A 22,235-nucleotide genomic window follows, 5' to 3' on the forward strand; every position below is an offset into this window, starting at 1 on the left:
GGCAAAATTAATCCTATTTTCCTTCTTTCACATGAATTCAGCGGAATTAATTAAGCAGATTGAACAAAAGCGATCCTTTTTGTGCGTGGGTTTGGACACCGATATTACGTTGATTCCAAGTCGCTTCAAGGCCGAAAAAGATCCCATTTTTGCCTTTAATAAAGCTGTTATTGATGCCACTTTACCTTATACGGTGGCCTATAAACCGAATATCGCCTTTTACGAGGCTTTAGGGCCTGCTGGTTGGGAAAGTTTACAGAAAACGATGGAATATATGCCTAAGGACGTATTTTCTATCGCAGATGCGAAGCGTGGTGATATTGGAAATACGGCCACGAAATATGCTCAAACTTTTTTTGAGCCTGCTCGCGCTGGATTCGATTTCGATTCGGTAACGGTGGCTCCTTATATGGGGGAAGATTCGGTGACTCCCTTCTTACAGTTTGAAAATAAGTGGGTGATTCTGTTAGCCTTAACCTCTAATCCAGGAAGTAATGATTTTCAACAAATGAAAGACGAGAATGGGATTCCATTTTACGAGAATGTCATGCGTAAATCAATGGAATGGGGGAATACAGATCAATTAATGTTTGTGATAGGAGCTACGAGGACGGATTATATTGCCAAAGTCCGGGAAATCGCTCCAGATAATTTCTTCCTAGTTCCTGGAGTAGGAGCACAGGGGGGAAGCTTGTCCGATGTTGCCAAATTTGGTATGAATAGCCGTGTGGGTCTGTTAGTTAATTCCTCTCGTGGCATCATTTATGCAGGGGATGATACCTCCCTTTCTGCCGCTAGAGAGGCAAAAAAAGTACAAGAAGAAATGAATCAATTACTAGATCAATATTATAAGTAATATGGAATTAAGCATCGGTACCCCCGCCTTATTATTCTCAACCGTTTCCTTGTTGATGATTGCCTTTACGAATCGCTTTATGTCAATGGCTTCGTTAATTCGTGGTTTGCATGAAAAATTTCAGCAAAACCCGGATGATGCGATTCGCATGCAAATCGATAACCTGCGTCTACGAATGAAATTGATTCAGCGTATGCAGATTATCGCCATTGTGAGTTTGATTTTGAGCGTCGTGTGTATGTTTCTGTTGTTTATGAACCAACAACTCATTGCCCGTTGGTTTTTTGGGATTGGATTGCTAGGAATGAGTATTTCCTTAGCGTTAAGTGCATGGGAAATAACGATTTCTACGAAAGCGTTAGAAGTAGAACTTTCCGATATGGAAGAAATTATAAATAAGAGGAAATAATGCTATTTTTTATCTGAATAGTAAAAAATATCTATCGAAATATTTTCCGCCTATAAAATATTTACTACTTTTGTATACAATAATTACATTTCATACAAACGAAGATTTTGAATGACTTAGGTCATAAAAAATACTACTTAGGCGGATTGAATAAAGGCTCGGAATTTTTCTGAGTCTTTATTGTTTCTACCCATTTCGGATCTTAGGCCTTTAAAATAAGCGCTGAAAGAGGAGGGAGGTTGATCGCGATCGAAAATGCTTTCCCTTGCCAGTTGATTTCTTCCGTCATCGTTGCCCCAGAAACAGGATAATTGCTTCCCCCGAATTCCTCCTTATCAGAGTTGAATACCGTCTTCCAAACCCCAGGAAGCGGCACACCTATCCGATATCCGTCTCGAGGTGCCGGCGTTAAGTTCAAGATGACAATCACTTGTTGCTTCGCTGTTTCTCCTTTTCGGATATAGGAAATGACGGAATTACCTTGATCATTTGATTCAATCCACTCAAAGCCCTCGTAATCAAATTGCTTGCTGTAGAAAGCTGGTTCTGATCGGTAAAGTTGATTTAAAGCTTTTACGGTCTCTTGAATTCCTCTGTGGGAATGTTGTTCTGTCAAATGCCAGTCAAGGCTTTGGGTGTGATTCCATTCTTCTCTTTGGCCAAATTCGCCTCCCATAAATAATAAATGAGAGCCTGGATGCGTGAATTGTTCTGCTAAAAGCAGACGTAGATTCGCAAATTTCTGCCAATCATCGCCGGGCATTTTAGTCAAAAGGGAGCCTTTACCATAGACTACTTCGTCGTGCGAAAGTGGTAGACAGAAATTCTCTGTAAACGCATAAATGAGGGAGAATGTCAGCTCATTGAGGTGATGCTGACGGTAAATCGGATCTTTTTGGAAGAAACGCAGGGTGTCATTCATCCAACCCATCATCCATTTTTGGCCAAAACCTAAGCCACCCATATGTACCGGCTTCGTCACACCTGGGAAGCTCGTGGACTCCTCTGCAATCATTTGGATATGAGGGAATTCGCCGTATATATGACTGTTTAAGTCTTGTAAGAAAGAAATAACCTCTAGGTTATGGTTGCCACCAAACTGGTTAGGTTCCCATTCTCCGTCATTTCTCGAATAATCTAAATACAACATAGAAGCCACCGCATCCACGCGCAATCCATCCACGTGGTAACGATCGCACCAGAAAAAGGCATTTGACATCAAAAACGAGCGAACCTCGTTCTTTCCATAATCGAAGATATAGGACTTCCAATCTGGGTGATAACCGCGTTTCGGATCTGGATGCTCGTAAGCGCTACTGCCATCAAAGTTAAATAACCCATGCGCATCGCCCGGGAAATGAGAGGGAACCCAGTCTAGAATCACCCCAATTTCCGCCTGATGAAAGGCTTCCACTAATCGCATAAACCCTTGAGGATCGCCAAAACGTGCCGTAGGAGCAAAATAACCCGTGATTTGATAGCCCCACGATGGATCATAGGGATATTCCATCACTGGCATAAATTCCACGTGTGTAAAGCCCATTTCTTTGACGTAATTCACCAGTTTTATGGCTAAATCGTCATAAGTCAGGTAATCATTTTCTAGCGTTTTCATCCAAGAGGCTAAGTGCACCTCATAGATAGACATTGGAGCATTCAGGGCATTTTTAGAAGCCCGAACTTCTTGCCATTTGGTATCTTTCCACTCTTTATAGGTATTCCAAACGATACTCGCCGTCTTAGGTGGAGCCTCGCAATACAAGCCCATGGGATCTAATTTCTCTACATATTCACCACCTGCCGTTTCAATACCATATTTATAGGTTTCTCCTGTTTTTACACCTGGAATGAAGCCTTCCCAGATACCAGATGAGTCCCAACGAGGAAATAAGGGGTGCGAATAGCGGTCCCAAAAATTAAAATTACCTGTTACAAAGACATTTTTCGCATTGGGAGCCCAAACCGCAAAAAAGGTTCCTACAGTCCCTTCGTGCTCTATCTCAAAAGCCCCTAATTTCTCATAAAGTCTTGTATGTTTGCCATTTAAGAATAGGGCAATGTCGAAATCTGTTAGTCGAGAATAGGGTTGTACGTTCGCCATAAGGGGTTCTGCTTCAATGATTAGGCTAAAATAGCGAAAATAAATTAGAAAATAATTAGTCTTTTTTTGGCTGGTAGTTTTGAATATAAAATGGAAAAGCCTACCTTTGTGCCACCAAAATAAATAATGGTCCGTTCGTCTAGGGGTTAGGACACGTCCCTTTCACGGATGAAACACGGGTTCGATTCCCGTACGGACTACTTCGGTAGGCAAAAAACCACACAACACGTGTGGTTTTTTTGTTTTATAATGCCTTCATTTGTTTTTTGAATCTGTTATTTACCTTTGAGACTTTTCTTTTTCCTTTTTCTTTCCTTCTCTCTTTCTGCTCAGCAAATTGCTCGATTGCGATTTGATGATAATTTTTCGGCCTTGAAAAATGATAGTTTGAAGAAGGAAGCGGTGGATTATTTGAAAGAGATTCGCCTAGGAAAAGAAACGAGATTGAGCTTCGGAGGGGAATGGCGAGAACAATACCAGTCGTATACCCATTTTAATTTTGGGGAGGTTCCTGCGGATTTTGTGACCCAGAGTCCGTATCAACTCATGCACCGCACGATGTTGCACGCGAATATCGAATTTCCTCGAGGTTTTCGCGTATTTACACAACTAAACAGTACGGCACGTTTCTTAAATCCGAATCCGATCACCGGACAATTGGATCAGAATGTGTTATCGCTGCATCAATTATTTGTCGATATTCCTTTTTCTAGGCAATGGAAACTAAGGGTAGGAAAGCAGGAATATTCATTGGGTATGGAGCGATTTGTGGCTACTAGGGAAGGGCCTAATACGAGAACGCCTTTTTATGGTATTAATCTTAAATACCAGCTAAAGAATCTACAGTGGGATGCTTTCGTTTCTCATCCGATTCGCATTAAACCGGGTGTGTTTGACGATGAGCCTACGGAGGAGGTTTTGGGTGGATTCTATGCGAATTACCGGGCTCAAAAAAGAAGGCAGTTTGAACCCTATTATTTTTATTTCGAGAGTGATTTGCGGGAATATCAATTCAAACGCGGTTTGGAAAAGCGTCATACGTTTGGTTTACGATCATTTTCTAGTCCAGGAAATTGGAATTACGATATTGAATTAGCGGGCCAAACGGGTCAGTTTAATGACCTGTCCATCGCTGCCTTTATGGGTGTTTGGGACTTTAATGTGGCCCTTAAAAAGGCGTTTTATGTCGGATTTTCGGGAAATTATGTGCCCGGAGATCGTTCTGGATCCGATACTAAATTGAATACGTTTAATACCTTATTTGCGAGACCGCCTTTTGGCCAAACCGTCGCCTTAAATATCACGAATACATGGAATTTTAGCCCCTACATTCGGTATCAAGACTTCAAGAAGTGGTTAGTGACGGGTAGAGCCTCTTTCGTATCAAGAGAGAGCACGGCTGATGGTATTTTTACACCTAATATGACGCCAGCGAGGCCTATTCTAGGCAAAAACGTAGGAAGTGTTGCTACAGATATCTGCAACATTTATGCCTTAGATGCCCAGTTTTTCCCCACGAAACACTTTAGCTTTCAAGTAGAACTAGGTTATTGTGATGCGGGTGACTACCTAAAAGAAAGTGGATCAGGCCAAAACGTCCACTATTACGCCTTACGCAACGTGTACCGATTCTAGGTTTTTGTCCCGAATCATCCACAACATCACAAAGCAAATCGCTCCGTTCAAGATCAATTTAGCGAATCCAAATCCCCCAAATAAACTCTGCGCCTGTGTTTCTAACACGAATGTAATGATAGGCGAAAGCACACAGATAATAGGCACCCATTTATCCCGGATGGCATATTTCGTAAACAAACCGAACGAGAATAAGCCTAACAAGGGCCCATAAGTATAACCCGCTAAATTGAATACCGCGGCAATCAATTCAGAGGTGTTGAAGATGTGGAATAAGCCGATTACAACAAAAAACAAAGCAGAAAACCCGATGTGCACGAAATGCTTCATCTTCTTTTGTTTTTCCTCCTTGAACTTCTCGATACTCAAGAAATCGATGCAGAAAGAGGTTGTTAATGCCGTCAAGGCTGAATCAGAACTGGCATAAGAGGCCGCGATAATCCCTAATAAGAAGGTGACAGCAGCTAAGGTCCCAAATTCACCACCTAAGGCTAACATCGGATATAATTCATCCGTTTTTGTAGGAACAGTTATCCCTTTAGAAGCGGAATAAATGTACAATAAAGCACCTAAAGAAAGGAATAAGATATTAATGAAAAGAAGCACCCAATAGAACCAGAACATATTTTTCTGCGCTTCACCGATCGATTTGCAAGTCAGGTTCTTTTGCATCAAATCCTGATCTAATCCCGTCATAACGATCGCAATGAACACGCCCGCCAAGAAATCTTTCCCAAAGAAATGGGGATTCTTCCAATCCCATTCAAACAGATGTGAATACTTGCTCGCGCTAACTTGTTGGATCATGTCAGGGATGCTCATATCCATTTTTTGGCCCACTAAAACAATCGTAATGAACAGCGCTACGAGTAAAAACAAAGTCTGTAAAGTATCCGTCCAAATAATCGTTTTAACGCCTCCGCGGTGCGTATACAGCCAAATTAAGAAGATCGAAACGAATACGGTCACGATAAAGGGTACGCCGATAGGGGCGAAGATCGCAATTTGTAACACGTTAACGGCTAGGTACAAACGAGCGGCAGAACCGATCGTTCTGGACAATAAAAAGAAGGCAGAACCGGTCTTATAGGCCCAAAAACCAAAGCGTTTTTCTAAATATCCGTAAATAGAAATCAAATTTAATCGGTAATACAAGGGCATTAATACGAGTGCAATGGTCAGATAACCAAGCGAATGGCCTAAAATGACTTGATAGTAGGTGAAATAGGTTTTTCCCACAGCACCTGGCACCGAAATAAAGGTTAAGCCAGAAATCGACGTTCCTATCATACCAAAGGCCACTAGCCACCAAGGCGACTCGCGATTAGCTGTAAAAAATGCGTGGGTATCAGCGCCTCTCGAGGTAAAATAAGAGATCGCTAACAGCAGTCCAAAATAGAGGGCAAGAATTCCTCCAGCTAATTGTACAGACATAAGGTTTGGAACGGATTTTTTTTTAAATTTGATTTCAAATTCATCAAAAATATGGAATTCTGTGTAGATAGTATTTATCGTCTACCTTTTTCTTTTCAAAATCAGGAAAAATGGCAAGAAGACACGTCGACCCTCGTAGAGGAAGAGGTGATCGAGGCCCATCAGCTGATTGTTTACAATGATGAAGTCAATTCCTTTGAATATGTCATTTTAACGCTAATTGAGGTGTGTGAACACACGCCACAACAAGCGGAGCAATGTACCTTACAGATTCATTTCAGAGGGAAATGCGGCGTGAAAACCGGTGGATTTGACGAATTAGTAGCTATGCGCAATGAGATTTGCCGTAGAGGAATTTCCGCAGAAATAGAAGCCAGCGCCTAATGAATAATTACCCCTCTAAGATGATTGAGCAAGCCGTGGAAGAGATTTCCAAACTGCCCGGCATCGGTAAAAAATCAGCACTGCGCCTCGCTTTGCACTTATTAAAGCGCCCAGAAGCCCAATCTTTGCAACTAGCCCACGCGGTAGTTCAACTGAGAACGGAGACGAAATACTGCCCACAATGCCACATGATTTCAGATGGTGATTTATGCGGCATTTGTGCGAGTCATAAACGCGATGAAAGCATCATTTGTGTGGTGGAAGATCTACGCGATGTGTTAGCGATTGAAAATACGGGCCAGTTTATGGGGCTATATCACGTTTTGGGCGGGATTATTTCGCCTTTGTCCGGTATTTCACCAGGAGATTTGACGATTGAATCCTTAGTGGCGCGCGTCGCATCTGGGAAAGTGAGTGAAGTGATTTTAGGCTTGAGTCCTACGATGGAAGGAGATACGACGGCTTTTTATTTGACCAAAAAGCTGAAAGAGTTTCCCATCAAATTATCCACGATTGCACGTGGTATTCCCATTGGCGGCGATTTAGAGTATACCGACGAGATTACACTTGGCCGAAGTATAGTAGGACGAGTTGTTTACGAATAGTATAAACCGAAAAACGATGAAACGTTCCGAATTTCTGAAACAATCCCTAGTCCTTGCAGGTGCTAGCGTGGTGTTGCCCTCTTTTTCAGCTCCTGTAGCCGATTCATTTAGTTTACCAGCCTTGCCTTATGCTTTTGATGCGTTAGAGCCTCATATCGATCGTTTAACGATGGAAATCCACCACGACCGTCACCACAAGGCCTATGTAGATAATTTAAACAAGGCTTTACCAGCTGCGACTAAATCGCTTGAAGAGATTTTAGCCACCGTTTCTACTCAGCCTGTTGCCGTACGCAACAATGGGGGAGGACACTGGAATCACAGTTTTTTCTGGAATGTGTTAGGACCTGCCAAAGGTTCTAAACCTTCTGCAGCTTTAGCGAAGCAAATAGAGGCTGATTTTGGCTCCTTTGATGCATTCAAGGCTGAATTCACGAAATCTGCAACGTCTCGTTTTGGATCAGGCTGGGCTTGGTTAATCAAGAAAGACGGAAAACTAGTGATTTCTTCGACGCCTAATCAAGATAATCCATTGATGGATGTGGCGGAAGTAAAAGGTCAACCCATTTTAGCTTTAGACGTGTGGGAACACGCGTATTATTTAAAATACATGAACAAACGCGCGGATTATATCGCGGCGTTTTGGAACCTAGTTAACTGGGACTTTGTATCAACAAACTTTAGTATATAAGATGTTATTAGATGAAATTCCTTCGTTGGATTTAGCAGATTTCCTTTCTGGGGACGCGAATCGCAAGGCGAAATTTGTACAAGATTTAGGGGCTGCCTTCAACACGATTGGTTTTGTGGCGATTAAGGGTCACGGATTGTCGAATGACTTTACGAAAAAGCTGTATTCGGATGTAGAGCAGTTTTTTCAATCGCCTGATTCGCTTAAGCAAACCTATGAAATAGAAGGAATTGCGGGTCAGCGTGGCTATATCGGGAAACGAAAAGAAACGGCTAAAGGCTTTAAGGTGCCTGATTTAAAGGAATTTTACCACGTGGGTCAACCACACAAGGAAGATGGGGATTCGGTTTGGTCAGAATACCCTGCGAACGTTTTTCCAGCGGAATACCCTGATTTCGAAAAGAACACAGTCGAAGCTTACCAAACTTTAGAGAAGGCTGGTAAAGCTTTGTTACAAGCAATTGCGCTCTATTTAGAGCTTCCTGAAGACTATTTTGAATCCCGGGTTAAAAATGGTAATTCCATTTTACGTGCGATTCACTATTTCCCTATTTTGGATCCTGATTCCTTGCCAGAAGGAGCGGTGAGAGCGGCTGCACATGGCGATATTAACTTGATTACCTTATTGATGGGCGCTTCTGCGGAAGGCTTAGAAGTATTGCGAATGGATGGAAAATGGATTCCCATTACAGCTTTACCGGATCAGGTAGTGGTGAATGTAGGAGATATGTTAGATCGTTTGACGAATCATAAATTGAAATCGACAATTCACCGCGTTGTGAATCCGCCGCGTGAAAAAATGGGGACATCTCGTTATTCGATCCCTTTCTTTATGCATCCGCGTTCTGAAATGGATTTGACTTGTTTACCATCTTGCGTTTCGACGGAATATCCTAAGATCTATACGGATATGACGGCTGGGGCGTTTTTGAATGAGCGATTGATTGAATTAGGACTTAAAAAGGCATAAATGAGGCGGCTAAAACACCTGGATTTCCTGTGGGATGTCTTGCTTTTAGCCTGCACCTCTTTTGGTGGCCCTCAAGTGCATTTTGCGCTCTTTTTAGATCGCTTAGTTAAGAAAAGAGCCTATTTAACGGAGGAAGAGTTGTTTGAAATTCAAGCGCTTTGTTCCGTATTACCAGGGCCTACCTCGACTCAAATGATCACAGCGATTGGTTTGAAGCTAGGTGGGGCTTCTTTGGCTTACCTTACTTTGTTTATTTGGATCACTCCGGCGGTACTCATCATGACCCTGGCAGCCTACGGAATGACCTTTTTGCGGAATAATTCCATTCTTCATTACGTTCTTCCTGTGGGTATAGGTTTGATTTTACAGGCAGGCTGGTTTATGGCTAAAAAGGTCATCACCGGTCCTATGTACGTCATCATCTTACTCGTCACCTTGTTTTTAGGGATCGCATTTCATAGTCCCTATATTTTCCCCTTGGTTTTAGTTCTAGGAGGTGTAGTGTCCTCTTTAAACTACAAAGATTTTCCTCGCCAGACTAAGCATAAATTCGTTATTCCTTGGGCTAATTTTCATTTGTATTGGGGATTTTTAGTTGCTTTAGCCCTTTTAGGCCATTTTACCGATTATTTTCCTATTCGACTTTTTGAGAATTTTTACCGGAATGGATCCCTTGTTTTTGGGGGAGGGCATATTTTAGCACCTGTTCTTTATACGGAATTTGTCGAGTTTAAACAGTTAATCAGTTCGGAGGCCTTTTTAACAGGAATGGCTCTTTCGCAGACGCTTCCGGGTCCTGTATTTGCCTTTACGTCTTATTTGGGGGTCTTGTTGATGAAGGACTATGGTTTGTGGGGCGAATTGGCGGGTTCGTTAATCGGCGCCCTGGGAATCTTTTTGCCAGGTACTTTTTTGATCTTCTTTGTGTTTCGAATTTGGGGGCAATTGAAGCAATATCGCTTCATTCGCGCTTCTCTAGCAGGTATTCAGGCCGCCTCTGTGGGATTGACTTTAGTGGCCGTTTTTACCTTCACAAAGCCTATGGTGGTAGATGCGCAATTTGTCTCTCTTGGAATCGTAGCGGCAGCTTTTGTATTGGCCGAGAAAACAAAAATTCCCGCCATCTTGCTGTTTGGATTAGCATTGATAGCGGGAATTCTAGGTATTTAAGCCGATTAGGCGATTAAATTCAAGAGGTATTGTCCATAACCACTTTTCACCAGTGGCTCAGCGATTTTCTTTAATTGTGCTTTGTCAATGTAACCCATTCGATAAGCCACCTCTTCGATACAACCTACTTTCATTCCTTGGCGTTCTTCGATCACTTGAACGAATTGACCTGCTTGCATTAAGGAAGCAAAAGTACCTGTATCTAACCAAGCCGTTCCGCGGTTCAAAATACCCACCGAAAGACGGCCTTGCTTCAAATATTCTTTGTTCACGTCCGTGATTTCGTATTCTCCACGCGGGGATGGGGCGATGTTTTTGGCAATCTCCACCACATCATTATCGTAGAAATACAAGCCTGGCACGGCATAATTCGACTTCGGTTTTGCTGGTTTCTCTTCGATCGAGATCACTTTATTGTCTGCATCGAATTCCACCACACCATAACGCTCTGGATCATTCACTGAGTAAGCATAAACCACACCCCCTGAAGGATCATTGTTCGCTTGTAATAACTTACTTAAGCCGGATCCATAGAAGATGTTATCGCCTAAAACCAAGGCTACCTTATCTTTTCCAATGAATTTTTCTCCGATGACAAACGCTTGCGCTAAACCGTTCGGCTCCGGTTGCACGGCATATTCGAAACGACAGCCAATTTGGGATCCATCGCCTAATAACTTCTCGAAATGAGGTAAATCGTGCGGTGTAGAGATGATCAAAATCTCTTTTATACCCGATAACATCAAGATAGACAAGGGGTAATAGATCATCGGCTTGTCATAAACCGGCATTAATTGCTTACTAACCGCTAAAGTTAATGGGTGTAATCTCGTTCCGGATCCACCCGCTAAAATAATTCCTTTCATCTTATCTGCCTGCGTAGTTTTTTTCGTAATATTTCTGATAATCACCTGAAGTGACATCGTTTAACCATTTTTCATTCTCTAAATACCAATTCACGGTTTTCTCTAAACCCTCCGCAAATTGCAAACTAGGCTCCCAGCCTAATTCTTTCATAATCTTGTTCGCATCGATCGCGTAGCGCAAATCGTGACCCGCACGATCCGTCACATAGGTAATTAATTGAACCGACGTTCCGGCTGGACGACCTAGTTTCTCGTCCATAATTTTGCATAATAAATGGACTAAATCAATGTTCTTCCACTCATTAAAGCCACCTATGTTATAGGTTTCGCCTATTTTTCCATCGTGGAATACGGTATCAATAGCACGCGCGTGGTCAATTACAAATAGCCAATCACGTACATTTTCACCTTTTCCATAAACCGGTAGCGGTTTGTGGTGAATAATGTTGTGAATCATCAAGGGAATTAACTTCTCTGGGAAGTGATTCGGCCCATAATTATTTGAACAATTCGTGATCACCGTAGGTAAACCGTAAGTCTCGTGGTAAGCCCGAACGAAGTGATCTGAGCTGGCTTTAGAGGCAGAATAAGGCGAACGAGGGTCATAAGACGTCGTTTCTAAGAAGAATTCTTTCGGATCGTGCAACTCACCATATACCTCATCCGTAGAGATGTGGTAAAAGCGCTTACCCTCCATTTTTCCTGCCCAATGTTTCTTCGCGGCTTGTAATAAATTCACCGTTCCGATGACATTCGTTCTGACGAACGCCAAAGGATCCGTAATGGAGCGATCCACATGGGATTCAGCCGCTAAGTGTAATACGCCATCAAATTGATGCTCTGCAAAAAGGGCGTCAATATGTTCCGCATCCGTAATATCTGCCTTAATAAAGTGGTAATTGGGGGCAGACGCCACATCTTCATTATTTGCTAGGTTACCTGCATACGTCAAGGCATCCAAATTGTAGATCTGGTAATCCGGGTATTTGTTCACAAACAAACGAACCACGTGCGATCCAATAAATCCGGCACCGCCGGTGATAACTAATTTTTTCATCTTATTGATTGATTGCCTCTTGCCATTTCCAGGCGTCTTGCAAGGCTTTTTCTAAACTAAATTGTGTTTTCCATCCTAATACCTGGTTCGATTTATCGGTTGAGGCATAAACCGCCGTAATATCGCCCGCTCTTCGGTCTCTGATTTCATACGGAACTTTCTTGCCAGTCGCCTTTTCGAAAGCGGTAATTACCTCCATGACAGAGCTTCCTTGACCTGTTCCGATGTTAAAGAAATCGTAGTTTTTGGTTGATTTTCCGTCGATTAAGTGGGCCAAAGCTTTCACATGCGCCCCCGCTAAATCCACTACGTGAATATAATCGCGAATCGCTGTTCCATCCGGAGTAGGATAATCCGTTCCCCATACCTGTAATGGCCCACGTAAACCTGCTACCGATTGTGTTAAAAACGGAATCAAATTTGCCGGAGGTCCGATCGGTAATTCACCAATTAAGGCCGATTCGTGTGCCCCAATGGGGTTAAAGTAACGTAAAGCAATGGCTTTTAACGCTGAAGACGCTGCTACCGTATCGCGAATAATCTCCTCACAAATTTGCTTCGAGTTGCCATAAGGGGAGGTAGCCGGTTGAACTGGCGATTCTTCCGTGGCTGGGAGTGTTTCTGGTTGACCGTATACCGTACAAGATGACGAGAATACTAAGTTTGAAAGACCGTATTCGGCCATTTTTTCTAAAAGGAGAACCGTCGATGCTACATTATTTCGGTAGTATTTTAAGGGGTTCTCCACTGATTCACCTACTGCTTTAGAAGCGGCAAAGTGGATAATTCCTCTAATATCGTATTTCTTGAATAGTTGATCGTAGGTCTCCGGATGGTTGACATCGCCTTCTTCGAAAATCACCGGTTCTTTTGTGATGATTTCTAGGTTTTTAATGACCTTTTTCGAAGAATTGGAGAAGTTATCTACGATAACAGGGGTGTAACCGTGTTCTTTCAAAACCACATAGGTATGTGATCCAATGAATCCAGCTCCTCCCGTAATTAAAATTTGCATACGTAAATGATAAGAATTAAAGACAAATTTAGGGGAAAATAGGCCAAATGTCTTTAATTTTGTCAAAAATATACGTTCTCTATGACGGAAGCTGCCATTAAAGCCATGATTCATTTATTAGACGATTCTGATCAGGAAGTCGTGACTATGGTAGAGCAGCAAATTCGGACCTTAGGACCCTCGATTATTCCGGTTTTAGAATCGGAATGGGAGACTGAGAGCTTAAATCCAATTCTCCAAACCAAGATTGAAAACTTGATTCACGATTTCCAATGGCAATCGGTGAAGACTCGTTTACAGCTTTGGAAGGAATCAGGAGGAATGGATTTATTAGAGGGAATGTGGATTTTAGCGACTTACCGCTATCCTGACTATACTTTTGAGCAGTTAAAAGTGGAAATGGATCAGTTATATTATGAGGTTTGGCCACAAATGCGGGAGGAATTACACCCAATGGACCAAGTGAAGGTCTTGAATACGGTGTTGTTTGATCAATTGAAGTTCGGTCCGAATTCGAAGAATTTCCATGCAGCCAATAACTCGTTCATTAACAATGTGTTATCCTCTAAAAAAGGGAATCCCATAAGCCTGTGTGTTATTTATATGTGGGTCGCACAGAAACTTGGTCTTCCTATCTACGGAGTCAACCTTCCTAATCTTTTCGTCTTAACTTACAAGCAGAAGGGTTTGCAGTTTTATATCAATGTGTTCAATAAAGGATTGATTTTCAATAAGATAGATATTGATAACTATATTGCTCAATTGAACTTGACTCCTAACGAGATCTATTATAATCCTTGCACTAATTTAGAAATCATCCGCCGTGTCATTCGCAACTTACTGATGGCTTATGAAAAAGCAGGAGAGCAGGAATACAAGGATGAACTAACGGATCTGATTGATCTATTAGATTAAGGCAACAGTCAGGCTAAATTCCGGGAATTCTTCCCAATAGATAGCGATCTCTTCCTTGGTAGAAATCTGCGCTTTGCACGGATTTTGATTAAAATCGAATATCTCCATTTCCTTTTGAAACGAAAGTCCAGGTTTACCCACCGCTTTATAGATGGATTCCTTCGCAGACCAAGCCAAAGTTAACAGATTTGAGGTATCTTTCCATTTGGCTAATTCCGCGGGGCATAGGAAACGTGGGGCAATTTTCTCGATATTTCTACCCGGTTTCTCCAGATCAATTCCGATGCGTTTCTCGGGTGAACAGGCCGCTGCCACATAAGGATAGGAATGGGTAAGGCTGATGTGCCATTCAGAATTTTGGAAATAAGGTCTATTACGGTCGTTTTGGACGAGAACTAGGCTTTCAAATTCAGGTGAAAGCTGATGCAAACAATACCTTGCCGCAATGGATTCCAGTTTTTTGATCGGATTTTCAATAGTAGGAGTGGACCAGGATGCTGGGAATGTTTCAAAAAAAGCGAAGGGCTCTTCGATTTTCCAAACCAAAATTTGAAAATTGTCAGCGCTAATTTTTGAAAATATTTGGGGCATAAAAGGGAATAATTGAACGTAAAATTATCATTTTTGTAGCTAAATCGATGGAAATAATTTGAGTACGCTAAAAATTGAACGTATTGATACCTTTTCAGGGCACCGTGGACCAGTTTATTCGCTGGAAAAGGGTGTTGATTCCTTGTTTTATTCGGCGGGTTCTGATGGCTGGGTAGTACAATGGAATCTCGCTAAACCGGATTTGGGGAAAGTCATTGCCCAAGTTGAAGGTTCTGTCTATGCGATGAAGCTGGATGCTGCCGGTATCTTATGGGTAGGCCATAACTACGAAGGTATTCAGGGAATCCAAGTAGCCGATCAGGCGCAGGTATTCTCGATTCCAACGAAGGGTTTATCCCTATTTTCTATTGCTTTTGTGGGTTCTAATGCCTGGATTGGACATAATGAGGGTTTGATTACGGTAGTGGATATGGCTACAAAATCGGTCATAAAGCACATCAAAGCGAGTTCAAAAAGCGTGCGTTGTTTCTGTACTTTAGCGGATGATTTCGTGGCTGTAGGCTATTCTGATGGTTTTATTCGTGTTTTTGACACTACTTTTCAATTAGTGCACTCATTCAAGGCGCATGAATCGTCTGTTTTTTCGCTCCAAAGCAGGGGAGGGGAACTCTTCAGCGTAGGCAAAGATGCGCGAATTAAGCGTTGGAGTGCTGATTTTCAGCTTCTAAACGAAGTGATTGGGCATATATATGCCATTCATGATTTACAGTTTTCTCCGGATGGTAAATGGTTTGCGACGGCGAGTATGGATAAGACGGTGAAAGTTTGGGAAAGTGAGACTTTAACCTTACGAAAAGTACTAGATGCTTCCAGGCACGGAGGGCATAAGAATTCGGTTAATAAACTAATCTGGTCTTCATTCGACGATTTGCTGGTGTCTGCTTCAGACGACAAAAATCTTTCTATTTGGAAAATTCACTAAATAATTTCCTATTTTAGCGTTTATATATCTAAATCAATCAATGTTGGAAGCTTCCTTTTCTAAATCTTTTCGTGGTTATGATGTCTCAGAAGTAGACGCTTATGTTCAAAGTGTACAAGACTTTGAGACCGAATCACAAAACTCTTTGGCTAAATCAAATCAGAAAGTAGCTGATTTAGAAGCTGAAGTAGCTCGTTTAAGAGAAATTGAATCCAGTTTATTTAGAGCGCTAAAACTAGCCGAAGAAAGTCAGCAAAACTTCAGTGCTAAGATGGAGAAAGAGGCAAAAGTAATCCTTGATAAAGCGTCAAAGGAGGCCGATGCCATCAAAAAGAAAGCAGAAACAGAGGCTCAAAAGCAGGCGTTATTATCCGAAAATGAGCGTAAACAAACCTTAGCGCAAGCTGGTCAGGAATTAAAGGAACAAGAGCGCCAATTGCGCAATTTGCAAGAGGCACAGAAGGAAATAGCGGCGCAATTAAAGCAAATAGCGGAGCAAACATTAGGGTCTATTTCCCAATGGAACGCGACCGAATTAGTGAAGCCAGTGGCTTCTATCGATACTGTTGCTGCACCAGCGGCTAAAAGAGGTCGCAAGCCAGGTGTGAAAAATAAGCCTAAATCTAAGGCAAAATCAGCTACCAAAGCTAAAGTCGCGAAATCTAAGGCCGTAGCGAAACCAAAAGCTGTAGCTAAACCGAAAGCAGTCGCGAAACCTAAGGCAGTTAAAGCGGAAGTTCCTGCTAAGCCCAAAGCTGTTCCAGCAAAACGTGGTCCTAAGCCGAAAGTGCAAGCCGCAAAGCCAGCTGCTAAACGCGGTCCTAAGCCTAAAATCACTTTGGAAACTGTATCTGACGAAGGCCTACCTACCTTGAACAAGGTGTTAGAGGCATACGCAAAATCATCAGGTCCACGCGGTAAAGTAGGGGAGATCAACTAAGATGGCAAATTACCAAGTTTCTATTGATGACATACGTATTTTTGCGTTTCACGGATTATATCCCGAGGAGCGCATTTTAGGGAATTGGTATACGCTGGATGTAGTAGTGGAGTCTGAGACGCAGCCTGCTTTTTCAGATGATATCGCTAACACGATCGACTATTCTCAGATTTATGCCATTTGCAAGCAGCTAATGGCAGAACCGGTGGATTTATTAGAAACCGTTGCAGAAGCCATTGCTCAAAAAATAAAGTCTGAGTTAACGGAGGAAGTAGCTGTTTTAGTCCAAATTTCAAAGGAAAATCCCCCTATGGGAGTCTCGGCTGGTAGAAGTACAGTCGTTTATCGCCTCGATTGAATTTTGTAAAGATTTATTGTGTAATTTTGGATAAGCTAAACTTAGAAAATGCGTCACCAAGTTACCATTAAAGATATTGCCAAACAGCTGGGAGTTTCAGTTGCGACCGTATCCAGGGCTTTACGTGATTTGCCGGATATTCATCCAGATACGAAGAAATTAGTCTTGGATCTTGCTAAAGAGCTTGATTATCAGCCTAATGTACTCGCTACCAGTTTAGTTAAATCCAAGACTAAAACACTTGGTCTCATCGTTCCTGATCTAGGTTACTATTTTTTTTCTACGGTAGTGAAAGCGGTGGAGGATGCCGCCATTGCTGCCGGATATTCCTTACTTATCGCTCAAACTCAAGAGTCTTTCGAGCGTGAATTAACGAACATTCAAAACCTTTCTCGTTCCCAAGTGGAAGGCATTATTATCTCCTTATCGCGTGAAACGGTCAATTTTGAACATTTGACTCGTTTGCAACGAAGGGGAATTCCACTGGTCTTTTTTGACCGAGATAGTGAAGAAATAGATGCATCTAAAGTAATGGTCGATAATGAGCAGTCTGCTTATGAGGCTGTTAAGCACCTGATTGAAAATGGGTGCAAGCGCATTGCTTTTTTAGCGGGTCCCAAGAACGTTTCTGTCAGTAACCAACGGCGTTTAGGTTATTCAAGAGCGCTTCAGGAGGCTGGAATTGAAGCTGACCCTTCCCTTATCATACATAGTGATTACTTCCAGGACTCAGCGATTGCGAAGACTCATCAGTTGATGAAAGAGCCGAATCGTCCAGATGGTATATTGGTTGTATCTGATCGTTTAGCGATTGGTGTGTTAATTGCGCTTCGGGAATTAAATATCTCGATTCCAGAAGAGGTTAAAATAGTGAGTTTTAATAATGAACCCATTTGTTCTTTAGTTTCCCCTACGATTTCCTCTATTGCCCAGCCTTTAGAAGAAATAGGCCGCTTATCCGTTGAATTATTAATAGAGCAGATCGAACATAAAACGGATAATCCGGTTCCTAGAGTGGAAGTTTTGAAGACAAAATTGATTGTACGGGAGTCTTCCGTTCGCAAAAAATAATCCCCTCATTTTACCCTCTTTTTTTCTTGGAAAAATAGGCAAAATTTAAGATATTTGTTCTATTGAAAAATACCGCTTATCGCTGTGTTTTTCTCTTGAATCAAAACAGTTTTTATGTCATTACAAAGCAATGTTATCCCTATCAACATCGAAGATGAAATGAGAGGGGCGTACATCGATTATTCGATGTCAGTAATTGTGTCTCGTGCGCTTCCAGACGTACGTGATGGGTTGAAGCCAGTTCACAGAAGGGTTTTATTCGGAATGGAGGAACTGGGGGTTAGTTACAACAAATCCTATAAAAAGTCTGCTCGTATTGTGGGTGAGGTGCTGGGTAAGTATCACCCACACGGTGATTCATCTGTTTATGACACGATGGTGCGTATGGCCCAAGATTGGTCTTTGCGTTATCCGTTAGTGGATGGTCAGGGTAACTTTGGATCCGTGGATGGTGATTCTCCGGCAGCGATGCGTTATACGGAGGCACGTTTGAAGCGAATTGCGGATGAGTTGCTTTCTGATTTGAACAAAGAAACGGTTGATTTTCAGCCTAACTTCGATGATTCCTTAGAAGAGCCTACGGTTTTACCTGCTAAGATTCCTAATCTATTACTGAACGGTACTTCGGGTATCGCAGTAGGTATGGCGACTAATATGGCGCCACACAACCTGAATGAGGTGGTAGATGGTATTTCTGCTTATATCGATAACCGCGATATCACGATTCTGGAGTTAATGCAATACATCAAGGCGCCAGATTTCCCTACGGGAGGTACGATTTATGGTGTTCAGGGTATTCGCAATGCATTCGAGACAGGTAGAGGTCGTATTGTGGTGCGTGGAAACGCTACTTTTGATACGTCTAAAACGGGTAAAGAGCAGATCGTCGTTTCGGAGATTCCATATATGGTCAATAAGGCTTCCTTAATCAAGCAATGTGCTGATTTAGTGAACGATAAAAAGATCGAAGGTATTTCTGAGATTCGCGATGAGTCTGACCGTCAAGGGATGCGTATCGTATTCGATTTAAAACGTGATGCGGTAGCGAATGTCGTATTGAACAACCTGTACAAGCATACGGCTTTACAATCATCGTTCTCGGTGAATAACGTAGCCTTAGTAAAAGGTCGCCCGATGATGTTGAATCTAAAAGACTTGATTCACCACTTCGTAGAGCATAGAAATGAGATTATCGTACGTCGTACACAATACGATTTGCGTGAGGCGCGTAAGCGTGCACATATTTTGGAAGGCTTCATTATTGCCCTAGATAATCTAGATGCGGTAATTAAGTTAATCCGTGAGTCGAAAGATCCGAATTCGGCTCAAGAGGGCTTAATGTCTAAATTCAACTTGTCTGAACTTCAATCGAAGGCTATCCTGGAGATGCGTTTACAACGCTTAACCGGTATGGAGCGTGAGAAGATTATGAATGAGTTTGCGGAGATTATGAAGTTGATCGAAGATTTGGAAGATATTTTGGCCAAACCAGAGCGTCAATTACAGATCATCAAAGACGAATTAACAGATATTAAGCAACGTTATGGTGATGAGCGTAGAACGCAAATCAACATGACGGATGAAGAATTCTCGGTAGAGGATATGATCGCGGATGACGAAATGTTAATCACCGTTTCTGCACAAGGTTATATCAAACGTACACCGATCACAGAATACCGTTCACAATCACGTGGTGGCGTAGGTTCTCGTGCTGTTGCAACGAAAGATGACGATTACACGGAGCATTTGTTCTCTGCAACGATGCACAACTGGTTATTGTTCTTCACAGAGCGCGGTAAATGCTTCTGGTTACGTGTTTATGCGGTTCCTGAAGGGTCTAAGGTTTCTAAAGGTCGTCCTATCCAAAACTTGATGAACATCGAGAATGGAGACACGATTAGAGCCGTGATCAATGTGAAGTCGATTTCTGATCCAGATTATATTGATAATAACTTTATTGTGATGTGTACAGAAGACGGTACGATCAAGAAAACGTCGTTAGAGGCGTATTCTCGTCCACGTCAAAATGGTATCATCGCCATCACCATCCGCGAAGGAGACCGTCTATTAGACGTTGCCTTAACAAATGGTAATAACCAAATTGTTATTGCTACTAATACAGGCCGTTCTGTTCGTTTCGAAGAGACACGCGTTCGCCCAATGGGACGTTCTGCAGCTGGTGTGAAAGGTATTTGGATCGATGAGGATATTCCAACCGAGAAAGTAATCGGAATGGTTTGTGTATCTGATCCAGAGGTACAACAATTGTTAGTGGTATCGGAGAAAGGATTTGGTAAGCGTTCTGAAGTAGAGGATTACCGTTTAACAAACCGCGGTGGTAAAGGGGTTAAAGCCTTGAATATCACGGAGAAAACGGGTAATCTAGTCGCTATCAAAGAGGTGAACGATAACAATGACTTGATGATTATTACTAAAGCGGGTATCTTAATCCGTACAAGCGTCGCAGAACTTCGCGTGATGGGACGTAATACGCAAGGGGTTAAATTAATTCGCTTGAAAAATGAATCTGATGAGATTTCATCTGTAACGAAGATCGAAAAAGAGCCGGAGCCGGAAGAGGTTGAGGTTTTAGAGGGTGCTGAGTTAACAGAAGGAGTAGTGGATACAACAAATGCCGTTACTGAAGCTCCAGAAGGAGGGGAGGAGACCGCATCTGAAGCAGCCTCAGAAGAATTAACTGAAGAATAATACCTGAGCCCAGACGAAAGTCTGGGCTATTTTTTAATTAAATAAAACAATGAAAAAACTACTTTTATCCCTGTTTACGGTGGCTTTGGCGATGAATGCTTCATTTGGCCAAGCAGAAAAAGCACTAGTTGATGCACAAAAGAAAAACATCAGCGAAGCGATCAAAAAGTCTGATGAAGACGTTAAAAAAGCCCCTACAAAGGCTCGCTTATGGTTATCTCGCTCTCAAGCTTATTTGGATTTAGCTTCTTTCCCAGATTCTACTTTCGCGTTAACTAACCCAGAAGCAGCTTTCCAAGCGTTGGAATATGCTAATGAGGCGATCAAATTAGATACGAAAGAAGGTAAAAAAGGTTCTGTAGCAAAAGAAGCTGACCAAATGATGGTTGACAAGAAATTCTCTAATGCCTTTTTAAATATGGGTGTGGTGAAATACCAAGGGAAAGATTACAAAGCTTCTCTACGTTATATGGCTAAAGCTTCTGAAGTAGCGCCTAATGACACGATTACAGCGATGTACACAGGTGTGACGGCTCAACTTTGCCAAGAAGATAAAATTGCACAGGCAGCTTATGAGAAGTATTTGACTATTGGAGGAAAAGACTTAGCTATCTTGTACGGTTTGTCTCAAATCTACAAAAACAACAAAGAAGAGGACAAGGCGATCGGTTTGATCGAAAAAGCCATCGCTATTTATCCTTCAAACAAAGATTTGAAAGGGGAGAGGTTCAATATGTTAATTGCATTCAACCGCATCGATCAAGCGATTGTTCAATTGACTCAAACGACGGCTAACGATCCTAAAGACGGCATTTCTTGGTTAAACTTAGGTTTATTATACGAAAATAAGGTTTCTGGTTTGAATGAGGAGATTAGAAAGATTCAAGACAAATCATTCAAAGTACAGGAGGCAGATCGCCGTTTAGTAGCTCAAAATGATCAAATTTCTGCTTTCCAAGACGAAGTGAAGCGTACGAAAGCGAAGTTAAAAACAGCCACAACACCTAAGGCGAAAGCATCTGTAAACAGCCAAGTAGCGAGCCTAGAAACTAAAGTAAAGGATTTAGTTGAGGTTCAAAAAGGGATCCAAACAGAGAAAGCAGCCGCAGAAGCTGCAGCAGGGGATGCCGCAGCAAACAAAGCTAAAATCGATGAATTAACGGCTAAAGTGAAAGAAATTCGTACGAATTTGCCTAATTACTACACAAAAGCGTTAGAAGTTGATCCAACGAATTATGACGCATTATACCAAATGGGTGCATACTACTACAATGATGCCGTGGAAATTAAGCGTCAAATAAACAGTATGGATATGAACGAATACAAGAAGACTGGTAAGGATTTAGAAGCTAAATTAGCGGTTAAATACAACGAAGCTTTACCGTATTTCGAGCGTGGTTATAAAGTAAAGAAAGACGAAGACTTGAAAGAGATCTTAAAGCAAGTATATCGTGAATTGAAAGATGAGGCTAAATTAGCTGAGTTAGATAAATAAAAATCAAAAAGGGCTACTTA

General features: G+C 42.0%; 21 protein-coding genes and 1 tRNA gene. 16 read left to right on the forward strand and 6 right to left on the reverse strand.

All coding sequences use genetic code 11. The features are described from left to right. Positions 1–31 precede the first annotated feature (31 nt). Both pyrF and G9X63_RS09335 read left to right on the forward strand, forming a co-directional pair. Positions 32–856, forward strand: a complete 825-nt coding sequence (gene pyrF / locus G9X63_RS09330; protein ID WP_252624875.1) for an orotidine-5'-phosphate decarboxylase — start codon at positions 32–34, stop codon at positions 854–856. Between the two features lies 1 nt (position 857). After that, positions 858–1,265, forward strand: a complete 408-nt coding sequence (locus tag G9X63_RS09335) for a DUF2721 domain-containing protein (RefSeq protein ID WP_130896405.1) — start codon at positions 858–860, stop codon at positions 1,263–1,265. Between the two features lie 202 nt (positions 1,266–1,467). Here the strand turns inward: G9X63_RS09335 and glgB are convergent, their stop codons facing one another. Beyond that, on the reverse strand, positions 1,468–3,366 hold the full coding sequence (gene glgB, locus G9X63_RS09340; RefSeq protein ID WP_252622705.1) for a 1,4-alpha-glucan branching protein GlgB: 1,899 nt from the start codon (positions 3,364–3,366) through the stop codon (positions 1,468–1,470). Between the two features lie 128 nt (positions 3,367–3,494). Between glgB and G9X63_RS09345 the strand changes: the two genes are divergently transcribed. Together G9X63_RS09345 and G9X63_RS09350 are read left to right on the forward strand one after the other, a co-directional pair. Next, a tRNA-Glu gene (locus G9X63_RS09345) sits at positions 3,495–3,566 on the forward strand. Positions 3,567–3,738: 172 nt separating this feature from the next. After that, positions 3,739–5,001, forward strand: coding sequence for an alginate export family protein (locus G9X63_RS09350; protein ID WP_252622707.1), 1,263 nt, complete (start codon positions 3,739–3,741; stop codon positions 4,999–5,001). Here the strand turns inward: G9X63_RS09350 and G9X63_RS09355 are convergent. After that, a complete protein-coding gene (locus G9X63_RS09355; RefSeq protein ID WP_252622709.1) occupies positions 4,978–6,435 on the reverse strand; it encodes a sodium:solute symporter in 1,458 nt (485 codons plus the stop codon). The two genes, G9X63_RS09350 and G9X63_RS09355, sit on opposite strands and share 24 nt — an antisense overlap. 51 nt (positions 6,436–6,486) lie before the next feature. Here G9X63_RS09355 and G9X63_RS09360 point away from each other — a divergent pair, with 51 nt between their 5' ends. The 5 genes from G9X63_RS09360 to G9X63_RS09380 are packed head-to-tail and all read left to right on the forward strand — an operon-like array spanning position 6,487 to position 10,255. Next, positions 6,487–6,819, forward strand: a complete 333-nt coding sequence (locus G9X63_RS09360; RefSeq protein WP_130896409.1) for an ATP-dependent Clp protease adaptor ClpS — start codon at positions 6,487–6,489, stop codon at positions 6,817–6,819. After that, positions 6,819–7,424 carry a recombination mediator RecR gene (gene recR / locus G9X63_RS09365; RefSeq protein ID WP_130923825.1) on the forward strand — a complete coding sequence of 202 codons (606 nt, stop codon included), beginning with the start codon at positions 6,819–6,821 and terminating at the stop codon, positions 7,422–7,424. The genes G9X63_RS09360 and recR overlap by 1 nt, the downstream gene beginning before the upstream one ends. 16 nt (positions 7,425–7,440) lie before the next feature. Then, complete coding sequence (locus G9X63_RS09370) at positions 7,441–8,115, forward strand: superoxide dismutase (RefSeq protein WP_252622711.1); 675 nt, start codon at positions 7,441–7,443, stop codon at positions 8,113–8,115. Between the two features lies 1 nt (position 8,116). Beyond that, a complete protein-coding gene (locus G9X63_RS09375) occupies positions 8,117–9,085 on the forward strand; it encodes an isopenicillin N synthase family dioxygenase (RefSeq protein WP_130923823.1) in 969 nt (322 codons plus the stop codon). Next, complete coding sequence (locus G9X63_RS09380) at positions 9,086–10,255, forward strand: chromate transporter (RefSeq protein ID WP_252622713.1); 1,170 nt, start codon at positions 9,086–9,088, stop codon at positions 10,253–10,255. Positions 10,256–10,260: 5 nt separating this feature from the next. Here G9X63_RS09380 and rfbA read toward each other — a convergent pair whose 3' ends face one another. The 3 genes from rfbA to galE are packed head-to-tail and all read right to left on the reverse strand — an operon-like array spanning position 10,261 to position 13,193. After that, positions 10,261–11,121 carry a glucose-1-phosphate thymidylyltransferase RfbA gene (rfbA, locus tag G9X63_RS09385; protein WP_130896523.1) on the reverse strand — a complete coding sequence of 287 codons (861 nt, stop codon included), beginning with the start codon at positions 11,119–11,121 and terminating at the stop codon, positions 10,261–10,263. A gap of 1 nt (position 11,122) precedes the next feature. Beyond that, complete coding sequence (gene rfbB, locus G9X63_RS09390; RefSeq protein WP_130923821.1) at positions 11,123–12,178, reverse strand: dTDP-glucose 4,6-dehydratase; 1,056 nt, start codon at positions 12,176–12,178, stop codon at positions 11,123–11,125. A gap of 1 nt (position 12,179) precedes the next feature. Next, positions 12,180–13,193: a UDP-glucose 4-epimerase GalE gene (galE, locus tag G9X63_RS09395; RefSeq protein ID WP_252622715.1), complete on the reverse strand. Its 1,014-nt coding sequence runs from the start codon at positions 13,191–13,193 to the stop codon at positions 12,180–12,182. An 81-nt stretch (positions 13,194–13,274) separates the two neighbouring features. On the opposite strand from galE, the gene G9X63_RS09400 reads away from it, so the two are divergent. Beyond that, complete coding sequence (locus tag G9X63_RS09400; protein ID WP_130896415.1) at positions 13,275–14,108, forward strand: transglutaminase-like domain-containing protein; 834 nt, start codon at positions 13,275–13,277, stop codon at positions 14,106–14,108. Here the strand turns inward: G9X63_RS09400 and G9X63_RS09405 are convergent. Further along, positions 14,100–14,699, reverse strand: a complete 600-nt coding sequence (locus tag G9X63_RS09405; RefSeq protein ID WP_252622717.1) for a 4'-phosphopantetheinyl transferase family protein — start codon at positions 14,697–14,699, stop codon at positions 14,100–14,102. The two genes, G9X63_RS09400 and G9X63_RS09405, sit on opposite strands and share 9 nt — an antisense overlap. A 58-nt stretch (positions 14,700–14,757) precedes the next feature. Here G9X63_RS09405 and G9X63_RS09410 point away from each other — a divergent pair, with 58 nt between their 5' ends. The 6 genes from G9X63_RS09410 to G9X63_RS09435 all read left to right on the forward strand — a co-directional run bounded on the left by G9X63_RS09410 (position 14,758) and on the right by G9X63_RS09435 (position 22,215). Then, a complete protein-coding gene (locus tag G9X63_RS09410; protein WP_252622719.1) occupies positions 14,758–15,642 on the forward strand; it encodes a WD40 repeat domain-containing protein in 885 nt (294 codons plus the stop codon). Between the two features lie 40 nt (positions 15,643–15,682). Then, positions 15,683–16,582, forward strand: coding sequence for a DivIVA domain-containing protein (locus tag G9X63_RS09415; RefSeq protein WP_252622721.1), 900 nt, complete (start codon positions 15,683–15,685; stop codon positions 16,580–16,582). Between the two features lies 1 nt (position 16,583). Continuing rightward, positions 16,584–16,940 carry a dihydroneopterin aldolase gene (gene folB, locus G9X63_RS09420; protein ID WP_130923815.1) on the forward strand — a complete coding sequence of 119 codons (357 nt, stop codon included), beginning with the start codon at positions 16,584–16,586 and terminating at the stop codon, positions 16,938–16,940. A 48-nt stretch (positions 16,941–16,988) separates the two neighbouring features. Then, positions 16,989–18,011 (forward strand): LacI family DNA-binding transcriptional regulator, encoded by a 1,023-nt coding sequence (locus G9X63_RS09425; protein ID WP_130896423.1) that lies wholly within the window; start codon positions 16,989–16,991, stop codon positions 18,009–18,011. A 114-nt stretch (positions 18,012–18,125) separates the two neighbouring features. Then, a complete protein-coding gene (gyrA, locus tag G9X63_RS09430) occupies positions 18,126–20,720 on the forward strand; it encodes a DNA gyrase subunit A (RefSeq protein ID WP_252622723.1) in 2,595 nt (864 codons plus the stop codon). Positions 20,721–20,769: 49 nt separating this feature from the next. Then, the gene (locus G9X63_RS09435) at positions 20,770–22,215 is read left to right on the forward strand and encodes a tetratricopeptide repeat protein (RefSeq protein ID WP_252622725.1); all 1,446 of its coding nucleotides are present in this window, start codon (positions 20,770–20,772) and stop codon (positions 22,213–22,215) included. The last annotated feature ends 20 nt before the right edge of the window (positions 22,216–22,235 follow it).

Origin of the sequence: Aquirufa antheringensis (genome assembly GCF_023921165.1) — a bacterium.
Classification (GTDB): domain Bacteria; phylum Bacteroidota; class Bacteroidia; order Cytophagales; family Spirosomataceae; genus Aquirufa; species Aquirufa antheringensis.

What these genes read in the sequence shown, in the direction of transcription:
- pyrF (WP_252624875.1), top strand. Translation starts at nt 32, where the DNA reads ATGAATTCAGCGGAATTAATTAAGCAGATTGAACAAAAGCGATCCTTT.
- G9X63_RS09335 (WP_130896405.1), top strand. Translation starts at nt 858, where the DNA reads ATGGAATTAAGCATCGGTACCCCCGCCTTATTATTCTCAACCGTTTCC.
- glgB (WP_252622705.1), bottom strand. Translation starts at nt 3,366, where the DNA reads ATGGCGAACGTACAACCCTATTCTCGACTAACAGATTTCGACATTGCC.
- G9X63_RS09355 (WP_252622709.1), bottom strand. Translation starts at nt 6,435, where the DNA reads ATGTCTGTACAATTAGCTGGAGGAATTCTTGCCCTCTATTTTGGACTG.
- G9X63_RS09360 (WP_130896409.1), top strand. Translation starts at nt 6,487, where the DNA reads ATGGAATTCTGTGTAGATAGTATTTATCGTCTACCTTTTTCTTTTCAA.
- recR (WP_130923825.1), top strand. Translation starts at nt 6,819, where the DNA reads ATGAATAATTACCCCTCTAAGATGATTGAGCAAGCCGTGGAAGAGATT.
- G9X63_RS09370 (WP_252622711.1), top strand. Translation starts at nt 7,441, where the DNA reads ATGAAACGTTCCGAATTTCTGAAACAATCCCTAGTCCTTGCAGGTGCT.
- G9X63_RS09375 (WP_130923823.1), top strand. Translation starts at nt 8,117, where the DNA reads ATGTTATTAGATGAAATTCCTTCGTTGGATTTAGCAGATTTCCTTTCT.
- G9X63_RS09380 (WP_252622713.1), top strand. Translation starts at nt 9,086, where the DNA reads ATGAGGCGGCTAAAACACCTGGATTTCCTGTGGGATGTCTTGCTTTTA.
- rfbA (WP_130896523.1), bottom strand. Translation starts at nt 11,121, where the DNA reads ATGAAAGGAATTATTTTAGCGGGTGGATCCGGAACGAGATTACACCCA.
- rfbB (WP_130923821.1), bottom strand. Translation starts at nt 12,178, where the DNA reads ATGAAAAAATTAGTTATCACCGGCGGTGCCGGATTTATTGGATCGCAC.
- galE (WP_252622715.1), bottom strand. Translation starts at nt 13,193, where the DNA reads ATGCAAATTTTAATTACGGGAGGAGCTGGATTCATTGGATCACATACC.
- G9X63_RS09400 (WP_130896415.1), top strand. Translation starts at nt 13,275, where the DNA reads ATGACGGAAGCTGCCATTAAAGCCATGATTCATTTATTAGACGATTCT.
- G9X63_RS09405 (WP_252622717.1), bottom strand. Translation starts at nt 14,699, where the DNA reads ATGCCCCAAATATTTTCAAAAATTAGCGCTGACAATTTTCAAATTTTG.
- G9X63_RS09415 (WP_252622721.1), top strand. Translation starts at nt 15,683, where the DNA reads ATGTTGGAAGCTTCCTTTTCTAAATCTTTTCGTGGTTATGATGTCTCA.
- folB (WP_130923815.1), top strand. Translation starts at nt 16,584, where the DNA reads ATGGCAAATTACCAAGTTTCTATTGATGACATACGTATTTTTGCGTTT.
- G9X63_RS09425 (WP_130896423.1), top strand. Translation starts at nt 16,989, where the DNA reads ATGCGTCACCAAGTTACCATTAAAGATATTGCCAAACAGCTGGGAGTT.
- gyrA (WP_252622723.1), top strand. Translation starts at nt 18,126, where the DNA reads ATGTCATTACAAAGCAATGTTATCCCTATCAACATCGAAGATGAAATG.
- G9X63_RS09435 (WP_252622725.1), top strand. Translation starts at nt 20,770, where the DNA reads ATGAAAAAACTACTTTTATCCCTGTTTACGGTGGCTTTGGCGATGAAT.